This window comes from Streptomyces sp. NPDC043952 (assembly GCF_056435325.1).
In genome coordinates, this window is record NZ_JBWKES010000007.1 from 61,011 (window position 1) to 79,353 (window position 18,343).

The 18,343-nt window shown below is 74.2% G+C and carries 16 protein-coding genes; 10 read left to right on the top strand and 6 right to left on the bottom strand.

Going from position 1 to position 18,343, the window contains the following annotated elements; translation table 11 throughout:
- Window positions 1–9: 9 nt before the first annotated feature.
- Window positions 10–978 carry a type I pantothenate kinase gene (gene coaA / locus AC069R_RS10495; RefSeq protein ID WP_397987208.1) on the bottom strand — a complete coding sequence of 323 codons (969 nt, stop codon included), beginning with the start codon at window positions 976–978 and terminating at the stop codon, window positions 10–12.
- Window positions 979–1,111: 133 nt separating this feature from the next.
- Window positions 1,112–2,683 carry an FG-GAP-like repeat-containing protein gene (locus AC069R_RS10500; RefSeq protein ID WP_478766219.1) on the bottom strand — a complete coding sequence of 524 codons (1,572 nt, stop codon included), beginning with the start codon at window positions 2,681–2,683 and terminating at the stop codon, window positions 1,112–1,114.
- A gap of 186 nt (window positions 2,684–2,869) precedes the next feature.
- Here AC069R_RS10500 and glmS point away from each other — a divergent pair, with 186 nt between their 5' ends.
- Entirely contained in the window at window positions 2,870–4,717 is a 1,848-nt protein-coding gene (gene glmS / locus AC069R_RS10505) for a glutamine--fructose-6-phosphate transaminase (isomerizing) (RefSeq protein WP_478766221.1), read from the top strand.
- A 43-nt stretch (window positions 4,718–4,760) separates the two neighbouring features.
- On the opposite strand, the gene AC069R_RS10510 is transcribed toward glmS, so the two are convergent.
- Window positions 4,761–5,552, bottom strand: a complete 792-nt coding sequence (locus AC069R_RS10510; protein WP_478766223.1) for an SDR family NAD(P)-dependent oxidoreductase — start codon at window positions 5,550–5,552, stop codon at window positions 4,761–4,763.
- Between the two features lie 52 nt (window positions 5,553–5,604).
- Here AC069R_RS10510 and AC069R_RS10515 point away from each other — a divergent pair, with 52 nt between their 5' ends.
- The 5 genes from AC069R_RS10515 (at window position 5,605) to tsaE (ending at window position 10,771) form a co-directional block, all read left to right on the top strand.
- The gene (locus AC069R_RS10515; protein WP_397984479.1) at window positions 5,605–5,976 is read left to right on the top strand and encodes a holo-ACP synthase; all 372 of its coding nucleotides are present in this window, start codon (window positions 5,605–5,607) and stop codon (window positions 5,974–5,976) included.
- Between the two features lie 76 nt (window positions 5,977–6,052).
- A complete protein-coding gene (locus AC069R_RS10520; protein WP_478766225.1) occupies window positions 6,053–7,501 on the top strand; it encodes an NAD(P)H-hydrate dehydratase in 1,449 nt (482 codons plus the stop codon).
- Window positions 7,502–7,711: 210 nt separating this feature from the next.
- Window positions 7,712–8,866, top strand: coding sequence for an alanine racemase (alr, locus tag AC069R_RS10525; RefSeq protein ID WP_478766226.1), 1,155 nt, complete (start codon window positions 7,712–7,714; stop codon window positions 8,864–8,866).
- A 170-nt stretch (window positions 8,867–9,036) separates the two neighbouring features.
- Window positions 9,037–10,278 (top strand): alpha/beta fold hydrolase, encoded by a 1,242-nt coding sequence (locus AC069R_RS10530; protein ID WP_478766228.1) that lies wholly within the window; start codon window positions 9,037–9,039, stop codon window positions 10,276–10,278.
- Complete coding sequence (tsaE, locus tag AC069R_RS10535) at window positions 10,241–10,771, top strand: tRNA (adenosine(37)-N6)-threonylcarbamoyltransferase complex ATPase subunit type 1 TsaE (RefSeq protein ID WP_478766230.1); 531 nt, start codon at window positions 10,241–10,243, stop codon at window positions 10,769–10,771. The genes AC069R_RS10530 and tsaE overlap by 38 nt, the downstream gene beginning before the upstream one ends.
- A gap of 856 nt (window positions 10,772–11,627) precedes the next feature.
- Here tsaE and AC069R_RS10540 read toward each other — a convergent pair.
- On the bottom strand, window positions 11,628–12,188 hold the full coding sequence (locus AC069R_RS10540; RefSeq protein ID WP_478766232.1) for a hypothetical protein: 561 nt from the start codon (window positions 12,186–12,188) through the stop codon (window positions 11,628–11,630).
- A gap of 113 nt (window positions 12,189–12,301) precedes the next feature.
- Between AC069R_RS10540 and tsaB the strand changes: the two genes are divergently transcribed.
- Genes tsaB through AC069R_RS10560 form a run of 4 tightly spaced genes read left to right on the top strand, consistent with a single transcriptional unit; the run spans window position 12,302 to window position 14,787 of the window.
- The gene (gene tsaB / locus AC069R_RS10545) at window positions 12,302–12,958 is read left to right on the top strand and encodes a tRNA (adenosine(37)-N6)-threonylcarbamoyltransferase complex dimerization subunit type 1 TsaB (RefSeq protein WP_397984471.1); all 657 of its coding nucleotides are present in this window, start codon (window positions 12,302–12,304) and stop codon (window positions 12,956–12,958) included.
- A 17-nt stretch (window positions 12,959–12,975) separates the two neighbouring features.
- Complete coding sequence (gene rimI / locus AC069R_RS10550; RefSeq protein WP_478766537.1) at window positions 12,976–13,452, top strand: ribosomal protein S18-alanine N-acetyltransferase; 477 nt, start codon at window positions 12,976–12,978, stop codon at window positions 13,450–13,452.
- Window positions 13,445–14,533 (top strand): tRNA (adenosine(37)-N6)-threonylcarbamoyltransferase complex transferase subunit TsaD, encoded by a 1,089-nt coding sequence (tsaD, locus tag AC069R_RS10555; RefSeq protein ID WP_478766234.1) that lies wholly within the window; start codon window positions 13,445–13,447, stop codon window positions 14,531–14,533. Before rimI ends, tsaD begins: the two co-directional genes overlap by 8 nt.
- The gene (locus AC069R_RS10560; RefSeq protein WP_471063243.1) at window positions 14,530–14,787 is read left to right on the top strand and encodes a hypothetical protein; all 258 of its coding nucleotides are present in this window, start codon (window positions 14,530–14,532) and stop codon (window positions 14,785–14,787) included. The genes tsaD and AC069R_RS10560 overlap by 4 nt, the downstream gene beginning before the upstream one ends.
- Before the next feature lie 231 nt (window positions 14,788–15,018).
- Here the strand turns inward: AC069R_RS10560 and AC069R_RS10565 are convergent, their stop codons facing one another.
- Together AC069R_RS10565 and AC069R_RS10570 are read right to left on the bottom strand one after the other, a co-directional pair.
- The gene (locus AC069R_RS10565; protein WP_478766236.1) at window positions 15,019–17,409 is read right to left on the bottom strand and encodes a beta-xylosidase/alpha-l-arabinosidase; all 2,391 of its coding nucleotides are present in this window, start codon (window positions 17,407–17,409) and stop codon (window positions 15,019–15,021) included.
- Between the two features lie 34 nt (window positions 17,410–17,443).
- Window positions 17,444–18,343 carry a carbohydrate ABC transporter permease gene (locus AC069R_RS10570; RefSeq protein ID WP_478766238.1) on the bottom strand — a complete coding sequence of 300 codons (900 nt, stop codon included), beginning with the start codon at window positions 18,341–18,343 and terminating at the stop codon, window positions 17,444–17,446.

Genomic DNA, 18,343 nt, shown 5'->3' on the forward strand with positions numbered 1-18,343 from the left:
CGCCGCGTTCTACAGCTTGCGCAGGCGCAGCCGCTGGACCTTGTGGTCCGGGCCCTTGCGGACGATCAGGGTGGCGCGGCCCCTGGTCGGGGCGATGTTCTCGGTCAGGTTGGGCTTGTTGATCGTGCGCCACAGGGTGCGGGCGTAGTCCAGGGCCTCGTCCTCGGAGACCTGGGTGTACTTGCGGAAGTACGAGTCGGGGTCCTGGAAGGCGGTCTGGCGCAGCTTGCGGAAGCGGCTGAGGTACCAGCGCTCGATGTCCTCGGCGCTCGCGTCGACGTACACGCTGAAGTCGAAGTAGTCGGCGAGGCCCACGCGGGTGCGGCCGTCCTTGCCGGGCAGGGCGGGCTGGAGGACGTTCAGGCCCTCCACGATCAGGATGTCGGGGCGGCGGACGGTGAGCCGCTGGTCCGGGACGATGTCGTAGATGAGGTGCGAGTAGACGGGGGCCGTCACCTCGCTCTTGCCGGCCTTGATGTCGGCGACGAAGCGGGTCAGCGCGCGGCGGTCGTAGGACTCGGGGAAGCCCTTGCGGGACATCAGGCCGCGCGCCTCCAGCTCCCTCGTGGGCAGCAGGAAGCCGTCGGTGGTGACCAGTTCCACGCGCGGGTGCTCGGGCCAGCGGGACAGCAGGGCCTGGAGGAGCCGGGCGACGGTGGACTTGCCGACGGCGACGGAGCCGGCGACGCCTATCACGAACGGCGTGCCCGACTGGGAGCCCTGCTCACCGAGGAAGGTGTTCAGCGCGCCTCTGAGGCCGTCGGTCGCGCCGACGTACAGGTTGAGCAGGCGCGACAGCGGGAGGTAGATGTCGCGTACCTCGTCCAGGTCGATCACGTCGCCCAGACCGCGCAGCTTCTCCACCTCCTCGGCGGTGAGCGGCAGCGGCGTCTTGTCGCGCAGCGCGCTCCACTCGGCGCGGGTGAGGTCGACGTAGGGAGTCGCCTCCGGCCTGTGCCGGTGGGCGCTCCGGGGCATCGAGGGGACCGGTGAGATCACATTCCATTGTTAACGGAGTTTGAACGAGCTGGCGGGGTGGGGTACGTCACGCCTCGGTGGCGTGCGTCACGCGGGCGCGCTCCGCCTCCTCCCACCCCGCACCGCGGGTGCCTCAGGTGTTGGTGTTGATCAGGGACACCTGGCGGGAGTTCTGGAGGACGGTGCCGAACTGCGGGATGGCGTTGAGTATCTCCATTCCGACCTGCGCCGGCTTGAACAGCTGGGCCCCCGCCGTGCCGATCCGCCGCTCGCCGTCTGCCGCGATGCCGGAGGGCAGCACGGTGACGGTGCCGTCTCCGTTGTCCGCCCACGGGGTGCCGGCGATCAGGTCGGCGCCGCCGTCGTGGTCGAGGTCGGTGAGCAGCACGGCCGTACCGAAGTTGCCGTGCGGGTCGCCGGGGACGCCGTGGTTGCCCGGATAGAAGTACTGCGGCGCGGCGCTGGTGTCGACGCCCGACCTGGAGCCGTACAGCACGGTGACGGTGCCCAGGTTGTAGTACATGCCGCCCCACAGCCGCATGTTCTCGCGCGGGGCGCCGATGGCCAGGTCGAGCAGGCCGTCGCCGTTGACGTCGCCGAGGGCGACCGACTGGCCGAACTTGTCCCAGTTCTCGGAGTCGCCGGGGACGGTGCCGGACTCCTGGGTGATGGTCTGGACGCGGCCGGAGGGGCCCGAGGCGGAGCCGTAGGTGACGAGGACCTTGCCGCCGATGGGGCCGTTCGCGGTGGTGCGGCCCCAGTAGACGCCGGTGACGATGTCGCCGCGGCCGTCGCCGTCGAGGTCGCCGATGGCGCCGGCGACACCGCCGGGCATCTTCCTGGCGCTGGTGGTGGAGGGGCCGGTGGCGGTGCCGGGAACGAAGTAGTTGACGTTGTAGTACGTGCCGTCGGCGCCCTTGGTCGGGTTCAGGCCGTTGACCACCAGGTCCGCGCGGCCGTCGCCGGTGACGTCCCCGGCGGTGAGGTTGGTGACCCCGGCCTCCGGCGCGGCGCGCAGCGGCAGGGTGCGGGTGGCGAGGGCGCCCGCCCTGCCGCTCCGGGAGATGCCCTTGCGGAAGGTGTAGAGGGTGGAGCCGTTGGTGCCGACGGCCAGGTCGGTGCGGCCGTCGCCGTCGAAGTCGCCGGCCGCGAGCGAGGCGCCGAAGCGGTCGTGGGCGGCCGGGGCCGGGTCGGGGATCGTGGTGGCCGAGGCCAGGCCCTTCGCGGAGCCCCACATGATCTGCACCAGGCCGCCGTTGACGTCCGTGCCCACGTCCTTTAGCGGGGTGCCGACGGCGAGGTCGGTGTAGCCGTCGTGGTCGAAGTCGCCCGCGGTGGTCGCGGCGCCGAACAGGTCCCCGTTCTCGGCCGCGCCCGGCACCCAGGACGTGTCCTGGGTGATGGTGGTGTGCCGGTCGGCGAAGACGCCGTGGGCGGAGCCGTACAGGACGCTGACCGCGCCCACCCGCCACTTGCCGTTCAGCCGGGCGGCCGGGGCGGTGACGGCGAAGTCGCCGTACCCGTCGCCGTTGAAGTCGGTCGGGGGCCGGCGCGCGGCGGTCACGCCCGAGCCGGCCGAGGCGTCCGGTACGGCTGCGGTGCCCGACCCGGCCGCGGTGGCGGGGTCGGTCAGGCCGATGGTCAGGCCCCCGGCCAGCGTCGCGGCGACGGCCGTGGCCAGGACGGTGCGATGTCTGCGCTTCACCTGCGTGTCTCCCGGTGTTCGCTTACGGCGGTCAGCCGGTAGACCCCTCACCCGGTCGTACGGTTGTGCGGGTGGCCCGGATGTGCGGCAGACGCGTCGCGGATGTGCTCTGAACGGGCCGGGGATTTCCGAATTCGGGCACGCTGCGCCACTTTTGACGGCCGATCGGCCCGTAGGCTGCGACTCATGTGCGGAATCGTGGGATACGTAGGGTCGCAGTCGGCGCTCGATGTCGTGATGGCCGGGCTGAAGCGGCTGGAGTACCGGGGGTACGACTCGGCGGGCGTCGCCCTGCTGGCGGACGGCGGTCTGGCCGCCGCGAAGAAGGCCGGGAAACTGGTCAACCTGGAGAAGGAACTGGTCGAACGGCCGCTGCCGGCCGGCTCGACGGGCATCGGACACACCCGCTGGGCCACCCATGGCGGCCCCACGGACGGCAACGCGCACCCGCACCTGGACAACGCGGGCCGGGTCGCCGTCGTCCACAACGGCATCATCGAGAACTTCGCGCTGCTGCGCGCCGAACTCGCCGAGCGCGGCCATGAGCTGAACTCCGAGACGGACACCGAGGTCGTCGCCCATCTGCTGGCCGAGGAGTTCTCGGCGACCGGCGATCTCGCGGAGTCGATGCGGCTGGTGTGCCAGCGTCTGGAGGGCGCGTTCACGCTGGTCGCGGTGCACGCGGACGCCCCGGACGTGGTGGTCGGCGCGCGCCGCAACTCCCCGCTGGTGGTCGGCGTCGGCGAGGGCGAGGCGTTCCTCGCCTCCGACGTCGCCGCGTTCATCGCGCACACCCGCGCGGCGATCGAGCTGGGCCAGGACCAGGTGGTGGAGCTGCGCCGGGACGGGGTGACCGTGACCGGCTTCGACGGCCGGCCCGCCGAGGTGCACTCCTACCACGTGGACTGGGACGCCTCGGCCGCCGAGAAGGACGGCTACGCCTCCTTCATGCTCAAGGAGATCGCCGAGCAGCCCAAGGCGGTCGCCGACACCCTGCTGGGCCGGATCGACCCCTCCGGCTCGCTCACCCTGGACGAGCTGCGGATCACCCCCGCCGAGCTGCGCCAGATCGACAAGGTCGTGATCGTGGCGTGCGGTACGGCCTTCCACGCCGGGCTGATCGCCAAGTACGCCATCGAGCACTGGACGCGGATCCCCTGCGAGGTGGAGCTGGCCAGCGAGTTCCGCTACCGGGACCCGATCCTGGGCGGGCGTTCCCTGGTGATCGCGATCTCCCAGTCCGGCGAGACCATGGACACCCTGATGGCGCTGCGGCACGCCCGCGAGCAGGGCTCCAAGGTGCTGGCCATCTGCAACACCAACGGCTCCACGATCCCGCGCGAGTCGGACGCGGTGCTGTACACGCACGCCGGGCCCGAGGTGGCGGTCGCCTCCACCAAGGCGTTCCTGACCCAGCTGGTCGCCTGCTACCTGGTCGCCCTCTACCTGTGCCAGGTGCGCGGCACCAAGTGGGGCGACGAGATCCAGGCGGTGATCAAGGACCTGTCGAAGATCTCGGACGAGGTCGAGCGCGTCCTGGAGACCATGGAGCCGGTACGGGCGCTGGCGCGCACCCTGGCCGGCAAGGACACCGTGCTCTTCCTGGGCCGGCACGTCGGCTACCCGGTCGCCCTGGAGGGCGCGCTCAAGCTCAAGGAACTCGCCTACATGCACGCCGAGGGCTTCGCGGCGGGCGAGCTGAAGCACGGGCCGATCGCGCTGGTCGAGGAGGACATGCCGGTGGTGGTCGTCGTACCGTCGCCGCGCGGGCGCTCCCTGCTGCACGACAAGATCGTCTCCAACATCCAGGAGATCCGGGCGCGCGGGGCGCGCACCATCGTGATCGCGGAGGAGGGGGACGAGGCGGTCGTCCCGTACGCCGACCACCTGATCCGCATCCCGGCCACGCCGACCCTGCTCCAGCCGGTGGTGGCCACGGTGCCGCTCCAGGTCTTCGCCTGCGAGCTGGCCGTGGCGCGGGGCAACGAGGTGGACCAGCCGCGGAACCTGGCGAAGTCGGTGACCGTGGAGTGAGCCGCCTCCGGTGGCCCTTCAGGTGGCCCTTCCGGTCGGACCTCTAGTGCACCGAGAAGCCTCCGTCGACGTGGATGGACTGGCCCGTGACGTAGGCGGAGGCGCGGCTCGCGAGGAAGACGGCGGCGCCCGCGAAGTCCTCCGCGAGGCCGTTGCGCCCGGTCAGGGTGCGCGCGGCCAGCGCCGCCACCTTCGTCGGGTCGGCGGAGAGCCGGGCGTTGAGCGGGGTCATGACGAAGCCCGGCACCAGGGTGTTGCAGGTGACCCCGTACGGCGACCACGCCTCCGCCTGGGAGCGGGCGAGCGACTCCAGCGCGCCCTTGGAGACGCCGTACACGCCGCTGTGCACGAAGGCCCGGTGCGCCTGCTGGGAGCTGATGTGGATGATCCGGCCGAAGCCGCGCTCGGCCATGCCGGGCCCGAACCGCTGCCCCAGCAGGAAGGGCGCCTCCAGGTTCACGGCCATGGTGGCGTCCCAGACCTCCGCGGTCAGCTCGTCCATCGGGGGCCGCAGATTGATCCCGGCGCAGTTCACCAGGATGTCCGGCTCCCCGAACACCTCCACCGCCGCCTCGGCCGCCGCGCGCACGCCCGCCCGGCTGCCGAGGTCCCCGGCGACCCCGGCCGCCCGGTAGCCGTCCGCCCTCAACTCGCCGACGGCGGCGGCCCGTTGCTCCTCGCCCCGGCTCACGATCACCACGCTCGCCCCGGCCCGCGCCAGCGCCCCGGCGACGGCCCGGCCGATGCCGGAACTGCCTCCGGTCACCACGGCGACGCGGCCGTCCAGCGAGAACAGGTCGGCGAGATAGGTCTGTTGGGGCGCGGTACCGGTCATGCCGGAAGAGTAAAGGGGATGTCGGCGCCGCCGCCCGCCTAGGGTGCTGCCCATGAGCATCATCGGAGTCGGGATCGACGTGGCGGAGATCGACCGCTTCCGGGCGTCCCTGGAGCGGACCCCGCAGCTGGCCGACCGGCTGTTCGTGGCGGCGGAGTTGCTGCTGCCCAGCGGGGAGCGGCGCGGCATCGCCTCGCTGGCGGCCCGGTTCGCGGCGAAGGAGGCGCTGGCCAAGGCGCTCGGCGCACCGCCGGGGCTGCTGTGGACGGACGCCGAGGTGTACGTCGAGGACAGCGGGCGGCCCCGGCTGCGGGTGCGGGGCACGGTCGCCGCGCGCGCCGCCGAACTGGGGGTGCGGTCCTGGCACCTCTCCCTCAGCCATGACGCGGGCGTCGCCTCGGCCGTGGTCGTCGCCGAGGACTGACCGGCGCCGGCGCGGACGCCCGGCGCCGGCCGGGTCCGGGTGTGGGCGGTGGGGGTTACGGGGCAGACTCGGTGCCATGCGGAGTGCGTACAGCGTGGAGACGGTACGGGCGGCCGAACGGGCCCTGATGGCGCGGCTGCCCGAGGGGGCGCTGATGCAGCGGGCGGCGGCCGGGCTGAGCGCCGCCTGCGCCGAACTGCTGGGCCGGGTGTACGGCAGCCGGGTGGTCCTGCTGGTCGGCAGCGGCGACAACGGCGGCGACGCCCTGTACGCGGGCGCCCGGCTGGCGCGGCGGGGGGCCGGAGTGACGGCCGTACTCCTGTCGCCCGAGCGGGCGCACACGGGGGGACTGGCGGCGCTGCGCCGGGCCGGGGGCGTGAGTGCCGTGCCCGAGGCGGCCGATGACGCGATCGGGCGGGCCGACCTCGTGGTGGACGGCATCGTCGGGATCGGCGGCAGGGGCGGGCTGCGGCCCGACGCCGAGCGGCTGGCGGCGGCCGTGGCGCGCAGCCGGGCCGCGGTGGTCGCGGTGGACCTGCCCAGCGGGGTCGAGGCGGACAGCGGCGAGGTGCGGGGCGCGGCCGTACGGGCGGACCTCACCGTCACCTTCGGCGCGTACAAGCCCGGACTGCTGGTGGACCCGGCGCGGGAGCATGCCGGGGTCGTACGGCTCGTGGACATCGGCCTGGAGCTGCCCGCCGGGCCCGAGCTGGAGGCGCTGCAGCACGCCGACGTGGCGCGTCTGCTGCCGCACCCCGCCGCCGAGAGCGACAAGTACCGGCGCGGCGTGGTCGGCGTCGCGGCCGGCTCCGGGCGCTATCCGGGCGCCGCGGTGCTCGCCGTCTCCGGTGCGCTGCGCGGCGGCGCCGGGGCCGTGCGGTACGTCGGCCCGGCCGCGCAGGCGGTCATCGCCCGCTTCCCCGAGACCCTGGTCTCCGACCGGGGCCCGGCCAAGGCGGGCCGGGTGCAGGCATGGGTGACCGGTCCGGGCGCGGGCGACGACGCGGCGACCGTCGCCGAGGTGCTGGCCGCCGAGGTGCCGGTGCTGCTGGACGCGGACGGGCTGCGGCTCGCGGAACGGGACGCCGTACGCGGGCGCGCCGCGCCGACCCTGATGACTCCGCACGCGGGCGAGGCGGCGGCTCTGCTCGGCGTGGCGCGCGAGGAGGTCGAGGGCGCCCGGCTGGCCGCGGCGCGCGAACTGGCGGCGGTGTACCGGGCGACGGTGCTGCTCAAGGGCTCGACCACGCTGGTCGCGGACGCGGCGGGCGGTGCGGTGCGGGTGAACGCCACCGGCACCCCCTGGCTGGCCACCGCGGGCAGCGGCGACGTGCTCTCCGGGCTCGGCGGCTCCCTGCTCGCCGCGGGCCTGTCCGCCCTGGACGCGGGCAGCGTCGCGGCGTATCTGCACGGCCTGGCGGGCCGGTTCGCGGCGCAGGGGGCACCGGCGGGCGCGCACGACGTGGCGGAGTGCGTGCCCCGCGCTTGGCGGGATGTGCGGGATGTGCGGGGCATGCGGGACTGAGGGGGCGGCCGGCGGCGGTGGCGGGGCCGGCCGGTTCCCGGCGCGGGACGCGTGACCTCGCGGAGCCGCGCCGGTGGCCGTGGGATACGCGACCTCGCGGAACCGGCGCCGGTGAACTGCCGTACCCGCACCGCCCCCTGGGCCCGCGCGGCGGCCGTACCGGCACCGCGGCCGGGGGCCGGGCGCGCGCTCTGAGAGACTGGGGGCGCCATGACTGAGACACCAGCTGTGCCGACCGCCTCCCTGCGTGCCCGTGCCGAGATCGATCTGGGCGCGCTGCGCGCCAATGTGCGGACCCTGCGCGCCCGCGTGGGGGACGCGGCCGTGATGGCCGTCGTCAAGGCCGACGGATACGGCCACGGCGCGGTGCCCTGCGCCCGCGCGGCGGTCGAGGCCGGGGCCACCTGGATCGGCACCGCGCTGCCGGAGGAGGCCCTCGCGCTGCGCGCGGCCGGGCTGACCCAGCGCGTCCTGTGCTGGCTGTGGGTGCCCGGCGGGCCCTGGCGGCAGGCGATCGAGGCCGGCATCGACATGTCGCTCAGCGGGATGTGGGCGCTGCGCGAGGTCACCGAGGCCGCGCGCGCCGCCGGGCGGACCGCGCGCGTCCAGCTCAAGGCCGACACCGGGCTCGGCCGCAACGGCTGCCAGCCCGGCGCCGACTGGGCGGAACTGGTCGCCGCCGCCCTGCGCGCCGAGGCCGAGGGGCTGGTCCGGGTCACCGGCCTGTGGTCGCACTTCGCCTGTGCCGACGAGCCGGGCCACCCCTCCATCGCCGCCCAGCTCACCCGCTTCGGGGAGATGGTGGCGTACGCCGAGGAACAGGGCGCCCGCCCCGAGGTGCGGCACATCGCCAACTCGCCCGCCACGCTCACCCTGCCCGAGACCCACTTCGACCTGGTCCGTCCCGGTATCGCCATGTACGGCCTGTCGCCCAGCCCGGAGGTCGGCACCCCCGCGGACTTCGGGCTGCGCCCGGTGATGACGCTCAGCGCCTCGCTGGCCCTGGTCAAGCACGTACCGGGCGGACACGGGGTCAGCTACGGCCACCACTACGTCACCCCCGGCGCCACCACCCTCGGCCTCGTCCCGCTCGGCTACGGCGACGGCATCCCGCGGCACGCCTCCGGCGCCGGTCCGGTGCTGGTCGACGGCAAGTGGCGGACGGCCGCCGGGCGGGTCGCCATGGACCAGTTCGTGGTGGACCTCGGCGGCGACGAACCGCCCGTCGGCGCGCAGGCGGTGCTGTTCGGTCCCGGCGACCGGGGCGAGCCCACCGCCGAGGACTGGGCGGCGGCCGGCGGCACGATCGTGTACGAGATCGTCACCCGCATCGGGAGCCGGGTGCCGCGCGTCTACGTCTCGTAGGTCAACGAGGAAGCGCGCGGATAACCCGTTCGAGGACGACTGCTCCATATCACGTGTAACAACGGTCACATCCGCACACCCCGTCCCACCGACTCGGCGACCATCGGTACGGCGCGCCGGCACGAGGCGCCCGGACGGCGAGGCAGTACGACGGCGAGAAGGAGCGGCACGTGAGCGACAGCAGGGCGGCGGACGCCGTCGCGGACACCGTCGTCTCGGCGGCCGGGAGCTGGCGCCGGGCGACCGGCATCGCCGGTGCCGCGCTGGGCGTCCTCGCCGCGGGCGCGGCGGCCGGCGTCGCCGTCGAGCGGATGACGGTGGGCCGCGGGGTGCGCCGCAAGGCACGTCTCGCCCTGGACTCCGCGGGGCCCTACGGCACCCTGCGCGGCACGCCGGGCAAGGCGTACGCCGACGACGGCACCGAGCTGTACTACGAGGTCGACGAGGTGGAGCCGGACGCGGCCGCGCCGCCCTCCGCGCGCCGGCTCAGGCTGTTCGGCCGCAAGGCGCCGGCCCCGGTCACCGTCGTCTTCTGCCACGGCTACTGCCTCAACCAGGACTCCTGGCACTTCCAGCGGGCGGCGCTGCGGGGGGTGGTGCGCACCGTGCACTGGGACCAGCGCAGCCACGGCCGCTCCGGGCGGGGCGTGGCGCAGCTCCGGGACCGGGAGCCGCTCACCATCGACCAGCTCGGCCGTGATCTGAGGGCTGTTCTCGACGCGGCCGTGCCCGAGGGGCCGATCGTGCTGGTCGGCCACTCGATGGGCGGGATGACGGTGATGGCGCTCGCCGCCCAGTACCCGGAGCTGATCGCGGAACGGGTGGTCGCCACCGCGTTCGTGGGCACGTCGCCGGGGCGGCTCGGCGAGGTGAACTTCGGGCTGCCGGTGGCCGGGGTCAACGCGATACGCCGGATCCTGCCCGGAGTGCTGCGGGCGCTCGGGCAGCAGGCGGAGCTGGTGGAGAAGGGGCGCCGGGCGACGTCGGAGCTGTTCGCCGGGATCATCAAGCGGTACTCGTTCGCCGGGCGGGACGTCGATCCGGCGGTGGAGCGGTTCGCCGAGCGGATGATCGAGTCCACGCCGATCGACGTGGTCGCGGAGTTCTACCCGGCGTTCACCGACCACGACAAGACGGCCGCGCTGGCCTGCTTCCGGGGGATGCCGGTGCTGGTGCTGGCGGGCGTGCGGGACCTGGTGACGCCGAGCGCGCACAGCGAGGCCATAGCCGGCGAACTGCCCGACGCCGAGCTGGTGCTGGTGCCGGACGCCGGGCATCTGGTGATGCTGGAGCACCCGGAGGTGGTCACCGACCGCCTCGCCGATCTGCTCACCCGCGCGGGTGCGGTGCCCGCAGCGGCTACCGTAAGTTCCTATGGAACGTCCAGCAGCAGCACCGTACGACCCCGCTGAGCACGACACCGCCGGGACCCGGCTGACGATCACCTCGCCCGAGCAGATGCGCGAGCTTGGCCGCCGCCTCGCCAAGCTGCTGCGCGCCGGGGACCTGGTGATGCTCTCCGGGGAACTGGGCGCGGGCAAGACCACGCTGACCCGCGGGCTCGGGGAGGGGCTCGGGGTGCGGGGCGCGGTCACCTCGCCGACCTTCGTGATCGCGCGGGTGCATCCGTCCCTGGGCGACGGCCCGCCGCTCGTGCACGTGGACGCCTACCGGCTCGGCGGCGGTCTGGACGAGATGGAGGACCTGGACCTCGACGTCTCGCTGTCCGACTCGGTGATCGTCGTGGAGTGGGGCGAGGGCAAGGTCGAGGAGCTGACCGAGGACCGGCTCCAGCTCGTCATCCACCGGGCGGTCGGCGACACCACGGACGAGGTACGGCACGTGACCCTCACCGGGCTCGGCGAGCGCTGGGCCGACGCGGGTCTGGAGACGCTCACGGCCTGAGCACCGCCGGTTTTCCGACAGGCCGTCGGCAAGATGTTGCGTGGCCATCGCGGGCGTGATGACATGGTGTCCAGCCCGTAGTCAGGCATGCCTAACTACGCCGCCGCACCTCAGGAGGCGCCCATGCCCGCCCCCCAGCCCCCGCCGCCGGTCCCGATGCGCACCCTCCTGGCCGCCTGCGCCGCCGCGGCCGCGATCTCCCGCCCCCCACGCCCCCCGGAGCCCCGGACCCCCCACCAGACGCCCACCCCGAAACAGGCGGCGTAGGCCCCCGGCGGCTTGACCGCCACCGGGTGCGGTGAGTGGGAGAGCCGCTTCCGGCGGGCCACCCGTGGGGGTGATGGGCAGGCTCCCTGAGGGCGGAGCCTCGGCTGGGCCACTGGGCTGCCGCGCCGCGCGTTGTCGGCCCCGCAGGACCACCCGCTCCGCGAGGCTGCCGGGGCCCCCGGTTGGCCGGTCCCCAGGGCTACCCGGTCCGCAGGCTCGCCCGCCCCGCAGGGCTGCCCGGTCCGCAGGACGGCCAGTTCCCCGGCGCCGTTGGGCCAAGGTGTGTCCCGGCTCGCCCGCCTGGTCCTCCGGCCCCCCGTAAAAGCGTCTGCCTCCTGGACTACCCGGCCTCCGAAGGCGCCCGGCCCCGAAAACCCGCCGGCCGCACCCCGAAGAGGCCGTCGCCCCGTGAAGTTGCCGAACTCGTGTGCCCCCGTGCACCCCAAGGGAACTGCCGCCCGCAAGGTTGCTCGGCCCCCGGCGCCGGCCCGCGGAGCTGTCGGCTCCTGAATGGCTGCGCTGCCGCCGAAGACGCCCGGCCAGCCCCTGGAAAAGCACTCGCCCCTCAGCGCCCCCCGGCCCATACCCCTCAGCGGATCACCAGGACCCGTTCGCCGATCGTCGCGAAGTTCCACAGCGCGGTGCCGTCGGGGCGGGACTCGCGGATGCCGCCGGTTCGGGTGCTCGCGTCGGCGGCTGGGACGGCGTCCGTGGTGGCGGGGGCGGAGAAGCCGATGGTGACGCCGTCGACCGTGGTGAAGCGGACCACGTGTTCGATGGGGATGCCGTCCGTGCCGGTCACCGCGTGCGAGCGGGAGGTGACCCAGTACGTGCCGAGCGGCGGGTCCACCGTGCCGGGGTGGACGCGGAAGGTGCGCAGCACCCGGTTGCCCGCGCTGACCAGCCACACCCGGTCGTCGTCCACCGAGTACACCACGCGTTCACCCTTGCCGGAACCGCTCGGCAGCGCGGTCGGGTGACGCTGGTCGCGGGGCGCCTTGGTGGCCTGGCCGCCGGGCGAGCCGTTCGCCGCGGGACGGCCGCCGAGCCCCGCCGGCACCGTCGCGGACGCCTCGTAGGCCAGGAAGCCGACCACGCCGACGGCCGCCGCGGTGAGGCCGGCCACGATTCCCGAGCTGGTCCCTGCCACCTGCTTCCACCTCCGCCGCGTGCGATATGTCGTACTTCGTACAGACCGTAGCAGCCGGTGACCGTCCGCCCCGGTCGGCCGTGCGCGGGGCGCGGGCGCCGTAGGCTGTTCGCGTGCTCTTGCTCGCTCTGGATACCGCAACGCCCGCCGTCACCGTCGCCCTGCACGACGGCACGGACACCATCGCCTCGTCGAAACAGGTGGACGCGCGCCGGCACGGGGAGCTGCTGCTGCCGGCCGTCGACCGGGTCCTCACCGAGGCCGGCCGCACGCTGGAGGCGGTCACCGCGATCGTCGTCGGCACCGGCCCCGGCCCCTACACCGGACTGCGCGTCGGCCTGATGACCGCCGACACCTTCGGCCTGGCCCTCGGCGTCCCCGTGTACGGCGTGTGCACCCTGGACGGCCTCGCCTACGCCGCCGACATCGCCAAGGGCCCCTTCGTCGTGGCGACCGACGCCCGGCGCAAGGAGGTCTACTGGGCCACGTACGCCGACTCCCGCACCCGGCTGACCGGCCCGGCCGTCGACCGCCCGGCCGACATCGCCGAGCGGGTCGCCGGGCTCCCGGCGGTCGGCGCGGGCGCCCTGCTCTACCCGGACACGTTCCCGAGCGCCCACGAGCCCGAGCACGTGTCCGCCGCCGCGCTGGCCGCGCTCGCCGCCGAGCGGCTGGCCGCCGGGGAGGAACTGCCCGCGCCGCGGCCGCTGTACCTGCGCCGCCCGGACGCGCAGGTCCCCAAGAACTACAAGGTGGTCACCCCGAAGTGACCGTCGAACTGCGCGAGATGCGCTGGTGGGACATCGACCCGGTGCTGGAGCTGGAGAAGGACCTGTTCCCCGAGGACGCCTGGTCGCGGGGCATGTTCTGGTCCGAGCTGGCCCACTCGCGGGGCCCCGAGGCCAGCCGCCGCTACGTCGTGGCCCAGGACGGCGCAGGCCGGATCGTCGGCTACGCGGGCCTCGCCGCCTCCGGCGACCTGGCCGACGTCCAGACCATCGCCGTCAGCCGCGACCTCCAGGGCACCGGGCTCGGCGGACGGCTGCTGACCGACCTGCTGCGGGCCGCGACCGCGTTCGAGTGCCACGAGGTGATGCTCGAATGCCGGGTGGACAACATCCGCGCGCAGAAGCTGTACGAGCGCTTCGGCTTCGCCCCCATCGGGTTCCGGCGCGGCTACTACCAGCCGGGGAACGTGGACGCCCTGGTGATGCGCCTGACCGACCCTTCCGCATCTGTTCAAGGAACCGAGATCAATGGCTGACGAACCCCTCGTCCTCGGCATCGAGACCTCCTGCGACGAGACCGGCGTCGGCATCGTGCGCGGCACCACCCTGCTGGCCGACGCCGTCGCCTCCAGCGTGGACGAGCACGCCCGCTTCGGCGGCGTCGTCCCCGAGGTGGCCTCCCGCGCCCACCTGGAGGCGATGGTCCCGACCATCGAACGCGCCCTGAAGGAGGCCGGGGTCACCGCCAGGGACCTCGACGGCATCGCGGTGACCGCGGGGCCCGGCCTCGCGGGCGCCCTCCTCGTCGGCGTCTCCGCCGCCAAGGCCTACGCCTACGCCCTGGGCAAGCCCCTCTACGGCGTCAACCACCTCGCCTCCCACATCTGCGTGGACCAGCTGGAGCACGGCCCGCTGCCCGAGCCGACGATGGCGCTGCTGGTCTCCGGCGGCCACTCCTCGCTGCTGCTGTCCTCGGACATCACCTCCGACGTACGGCCGATGGGCGCGACCATCGACGACGCGGCCGGCGAGGCCTTCGACAAGATCGCCCGCGTGCTGAACCTGGGCTTCCCCGGCGGCCCGGTCATCGACCGGCACGCCAGGGAGGGCGATCCGGCCGCGATCAACTTCCCGCGCGGTCTGACCGGCCCGCGCGACCCGGCGTACGACTTCTCCTTCTCCGGTCTCAAGACCGCCGTGGCCCGCTGGATCGAGGCGAAGCGCGCGGCCGGCGAGGAGGTCCCGGTGCGCGATGTGGCCGCCTCCTTCCAGGAGGCCGTGGTGGACGTGCTCACCCGCAAGGCCGTGCGCGCCTGCAAGGACGAGGGCGTCGACCATCTGATGATCGGCGGCGGGGTCGCGGCCAACTCCCGGCTGCGCACCCTCGCCCAGGAGCGCTGCGAGGCGGCCGGCATCCGGCTGCGCGTGCCGCGCCCCAAGCTGTGCACCGACAACGGCGCGATGGTCGCCGCGCTCGGCGCCGAGATGGTCGCCCGCAACCGGGCCGCCTCCGCCTGGGACCTGTCGGCCGACTCCTCCCTGCCGGTCACCGACCCGCATGTGCCGGGCGACCACGACCATGTGCACGAGGTCAGCAAGGAGAACCTGTACTCATGACGGTCGCGCTGATGTGGGAGGCGCGTGCGGCCGAGGGCCGGGGCGGGGAACTCCTCGCCTGGGCCCGCGCACAGCGGCTGGAGCGGGAGCCGCTGCGCCGCGAGACCTTCCGCGCGCCGCAGGACCGGGTGCTGGTCATCACGTGGTGGCCGGACGCGTACGACGCGGTGGTGCCGGAACTGCCAGAGCCCGGACCGGACTTGGTGACCCGTGCCGTGCACCGCTGGCGTTTCGAGGCGGTCGCGTCCGAGTAGGGGCGCATAAGTCCCGTTTGTGCCGGGCGAGTTTGCGGCCGTCGCCCGCGTCGGTCTATGATCATCGCACAGCGAACGGCCGGAAAGCCGGTACGAACGCAGTGCGTTGGTGGTCCAAGGAAAGACGTCCCGCTTCCTGCGGGGAGATGCAGGTGCAAGGCCTGCCCGGCGCTCCACTCATACCCCGTCTCCGGTGTTCCGGAGGCGGGGTGTTCGCGTACGCCCCGGCCCTCAGACCTCCGTGACCCGCGTCTCGCAGCGCAGCACCCGCCCGGTGCCCACCGCCCGCACCGGACCCGTCAGCCGCAGCCGCGCCCGGTGCCGTACGTCCGTGCTCGACGCGGCCAGCCGCAGCTCCAGCTCGCCCGGCTCCACGATCCGGGTGCCCGCGCGGCCGGGGAAGGAGGACACGTCGGTGTGGAAGCGGAAGGTGAGGCGGCGGGCCTCGCCGGGGGACAGCTGCACCCGCCGGTACCCGATGAGGCGGATGTCCGGCCGGGTCACCGAGGCCACCGGGTCGTGCAGATACAGCTGGACGACCTCGGCGCCCGCGCGCTCACCCGTGTTGCGGACGGTGACCGAGAGCTCGTACGACCCGTCCGTCGGTATCTCGGCCTCCGTCCCGGTGAAGTCCTCCCAGGTGAACGCGGTGTACGAGCCGCCGTGTCCGAACGGGTAGAGCGGGGTCGGGTCCAGGTCGCTGACCTCGCCGGCCAGCCCGAGCGGGGGCTGGAGGTAGGTCCAGGGCTGGCCGCCGGGCCGGCGCGGGACGCTCACCGGGAGCCGCCCGGAGGGGTTCACCCGGCCGGACAGCACCCCGGCGAGCGCCGGACCGCCCTCCTCGCCCGGAAAGAACGCCTGCACGACCGCCGCGAGCCGGCCCTGCCAGCGGCCCAGCGCGTACGGGCGGCCGGTCAGCAGCACGAGCACCACCGGGACGCCGGTGGCGACCAGCGCGTCCAGCAACCCGGCCTGGACGCCGGGCAGCCGCAGGTCCTCCGCGTCGCAGCCCTCGCCCGAGGTGCCGCGCCCGAACAGCCCGGCCCGGTCGCCGAGGACGGCCACGCACACCTCCGCCCCGGACGCCCGCGCCACCGCCTCCGGGAAGCCGGCGGTGTCCGGGTCGGACACCCCGCAGCCTCGCGCGCACGTGACCTCGGCGTCCGGGAGTTCGGCCCGTACGGCCTCCAGCACGGTCGGGATGTCGATGCCCAGCGGCACCTCGGGGTGGTGGGTGAGCACATGGGACGGGAAGGAGTAGCAGCCCAGCATCGCCAGCGCGTCCGCCGCGCGCGGCCCGACGACCGCGATCCGCGCGTCCGGCGCCAGCGGCAGCACCCCGTCCGGGTTGTCCAGCAACACCACCGACTCCTCGGCGAGTTGCCGGGCCAGCGCCCGGTTCCCGGCCGAGTCCAGGTCGGTCTCCGCGCCGGGCTCCGGCCGCCAGTCCGGGTCCAGCAGGCCCAGCTCGCACTTCTGGAGCAGCACCCGGCGCGCGGCCCGGTCCACCAGCGCCTCGGGGATCCGCCCGTCGCGTACGGCGTCCACCAGCGGCTTGCCGTAGCAGCTCAGCGTGGGCAGCTCGACGTCGATGCCCGCCTCCAGCGCGAGGTGCGCGGCCTCGGCGGGGCTGCCGGCCACCCGGTGCAGGGACTGGAGGAAGCCGATGCCGAAGTAGTCGGAGACGACCGTGCCGGTGAACCCCCAGTCCTCGCGCAGCAGCCCGGTCAGCAGCCGGGGGTCGCCGGAGGCCGGGACGCCGTCCGTCTCGGTGTAGGCCGCCATCACCGAGCGGGCGCCGCCCTCGCGCAGCGCCATCTCGAACGGCGGCAGCGTCACCTCCGCCAGCTCCCGCCCGCCCGCGCGCACCGGCGCGAGATTGCGGGCGCCGGCCGAGGACGCGTACCCGGCGAAGTGCTTGAGCGTGGCGATGATCCCGGCCGACTCCAGGCCCCGGACGTACGCCGTGCCGATGGTGCCGACCAGGTACGGGTCCTCGCCGATGGTCTCCTCCACCCGGCCCCAGCGCAGGTCCCGCACCACGTCCAGGACGGGCGCGAGGCCCTGGTGGACGCCGGCCGCGCGCAGGTCCCGGCCGATGCGCCCGCCCAGCTCCTCGACGAGCGCGGGATCGAAGGTCGCGCCCCAGGCCAGCGGCACCGGGTACGCGGTCGCCCGCCACGCGGTGAAGCCCGCGAGGCACTCCTCGTGGGCGACGGCCGGGATGCCGAAGCGGTTCGCCCCGGCGATCCGCCGCTGGGCCCGCGCCAGCGCCCGCGCGCCGAGCGCCGGCTCCACCGGGGCGGTGCCGAAGGAACGGGTGAGCTGGCCGAGGCCGTGGGCGATCAGCGCGTCCCAGTCGTGGTCCGCGGACATCTCGCTCTGCAGCGGCGCGACCCCGGCGCCGTCCGTGGCCGCGCCCACCCAGACGCCGTACAGCTGGGCGGTCTTCTCCTCCAGGGTCATCCGGGCCAGGAGGTCGTCGACCCGGACGGCGGGAGGCAGGGCGGGGTCGCGCCAGGGGGCGGTGCCGGAGGGGGTGGCGCCGGAGGGGGTGCCGGGGGTGGTGCCCGAGGGGGTGCCAGGGGTGGCGCCGGGCGCGGTGCCGGGGGTGGTGCTCATGAAACTCCTGTCGGGAAGGGGGCGCGGGCGCGGGTCACTTGCCGCCCACACCCATCAGGCCGCCCACCAGGGCGCGCCGGGCCACGAGATACACGGCGAAGATCGGGATGCCGGAGAGGACGACCGAGGCGAGCAGCGCGGGGATGTCCACACCGAACTGACTCACGTAGTCGAACAGCCCGAGGGTCAGCACCCGCGGCCCCTCGGACTGGGTGAAGATCAGCGGGAAGAGGAACCCGTTCCACGCCTGGAGCGCGGCGTAGATCCCGACGGTGCCGATGGCGCCCTTGGACAGCGGGATGACGAGCTGGAAGAGCATCCGCAGCGGCGAGGCGCCGTCCAGGGCCATCGCCTCGTACACCTCCTCCGAGATGTCCCGGAGGCTGCCGGTGAGCACCAGGACGGCCACCGGCATGGCGAACGCGGCCGTCGGCAGGACGATGCCGGGCAGGCTGTCGTAGAGGCCGAGCTTGGTGATCATCAGATACAGCGGTACGACGACGGCCTGCGCCGGGATGGCGACGCCGAGCAGGAACAGCCGGAAGGCCGCCTTGGACCAGAAGCCGCGGGTGCGCACGGCGACGTAGGCGAGCGGCACGCACAGCACCAGCACGATCACCACGACGGCGGCCGCCGCCAGCACGGTGTTCCCCAGGTAGTGGGGGAGCCCGCTGCGCAGCACGGTGCCGTAGTTGGCGAGCGTCGGATGGTTCGGCGGCTTCAGGGCGTTGTGGCCCAGCGCCTCGTCCCGCGGGGTGAGCGAGGCCGTGATCATCGCGTAGACCGGGACGATGACGACGACCAGCCAGAGCAGCGAGCCGAGGCCGGCCAGCGGGTTGGGCCGCCGGGTCCAGTGCCGGCGGCGGCGCCCGTCCGGCCGGGCCGCGGGCGCGGTGCCGGTCTTCACGGGGTGGGGCAGCGTGTCGTGGGACAC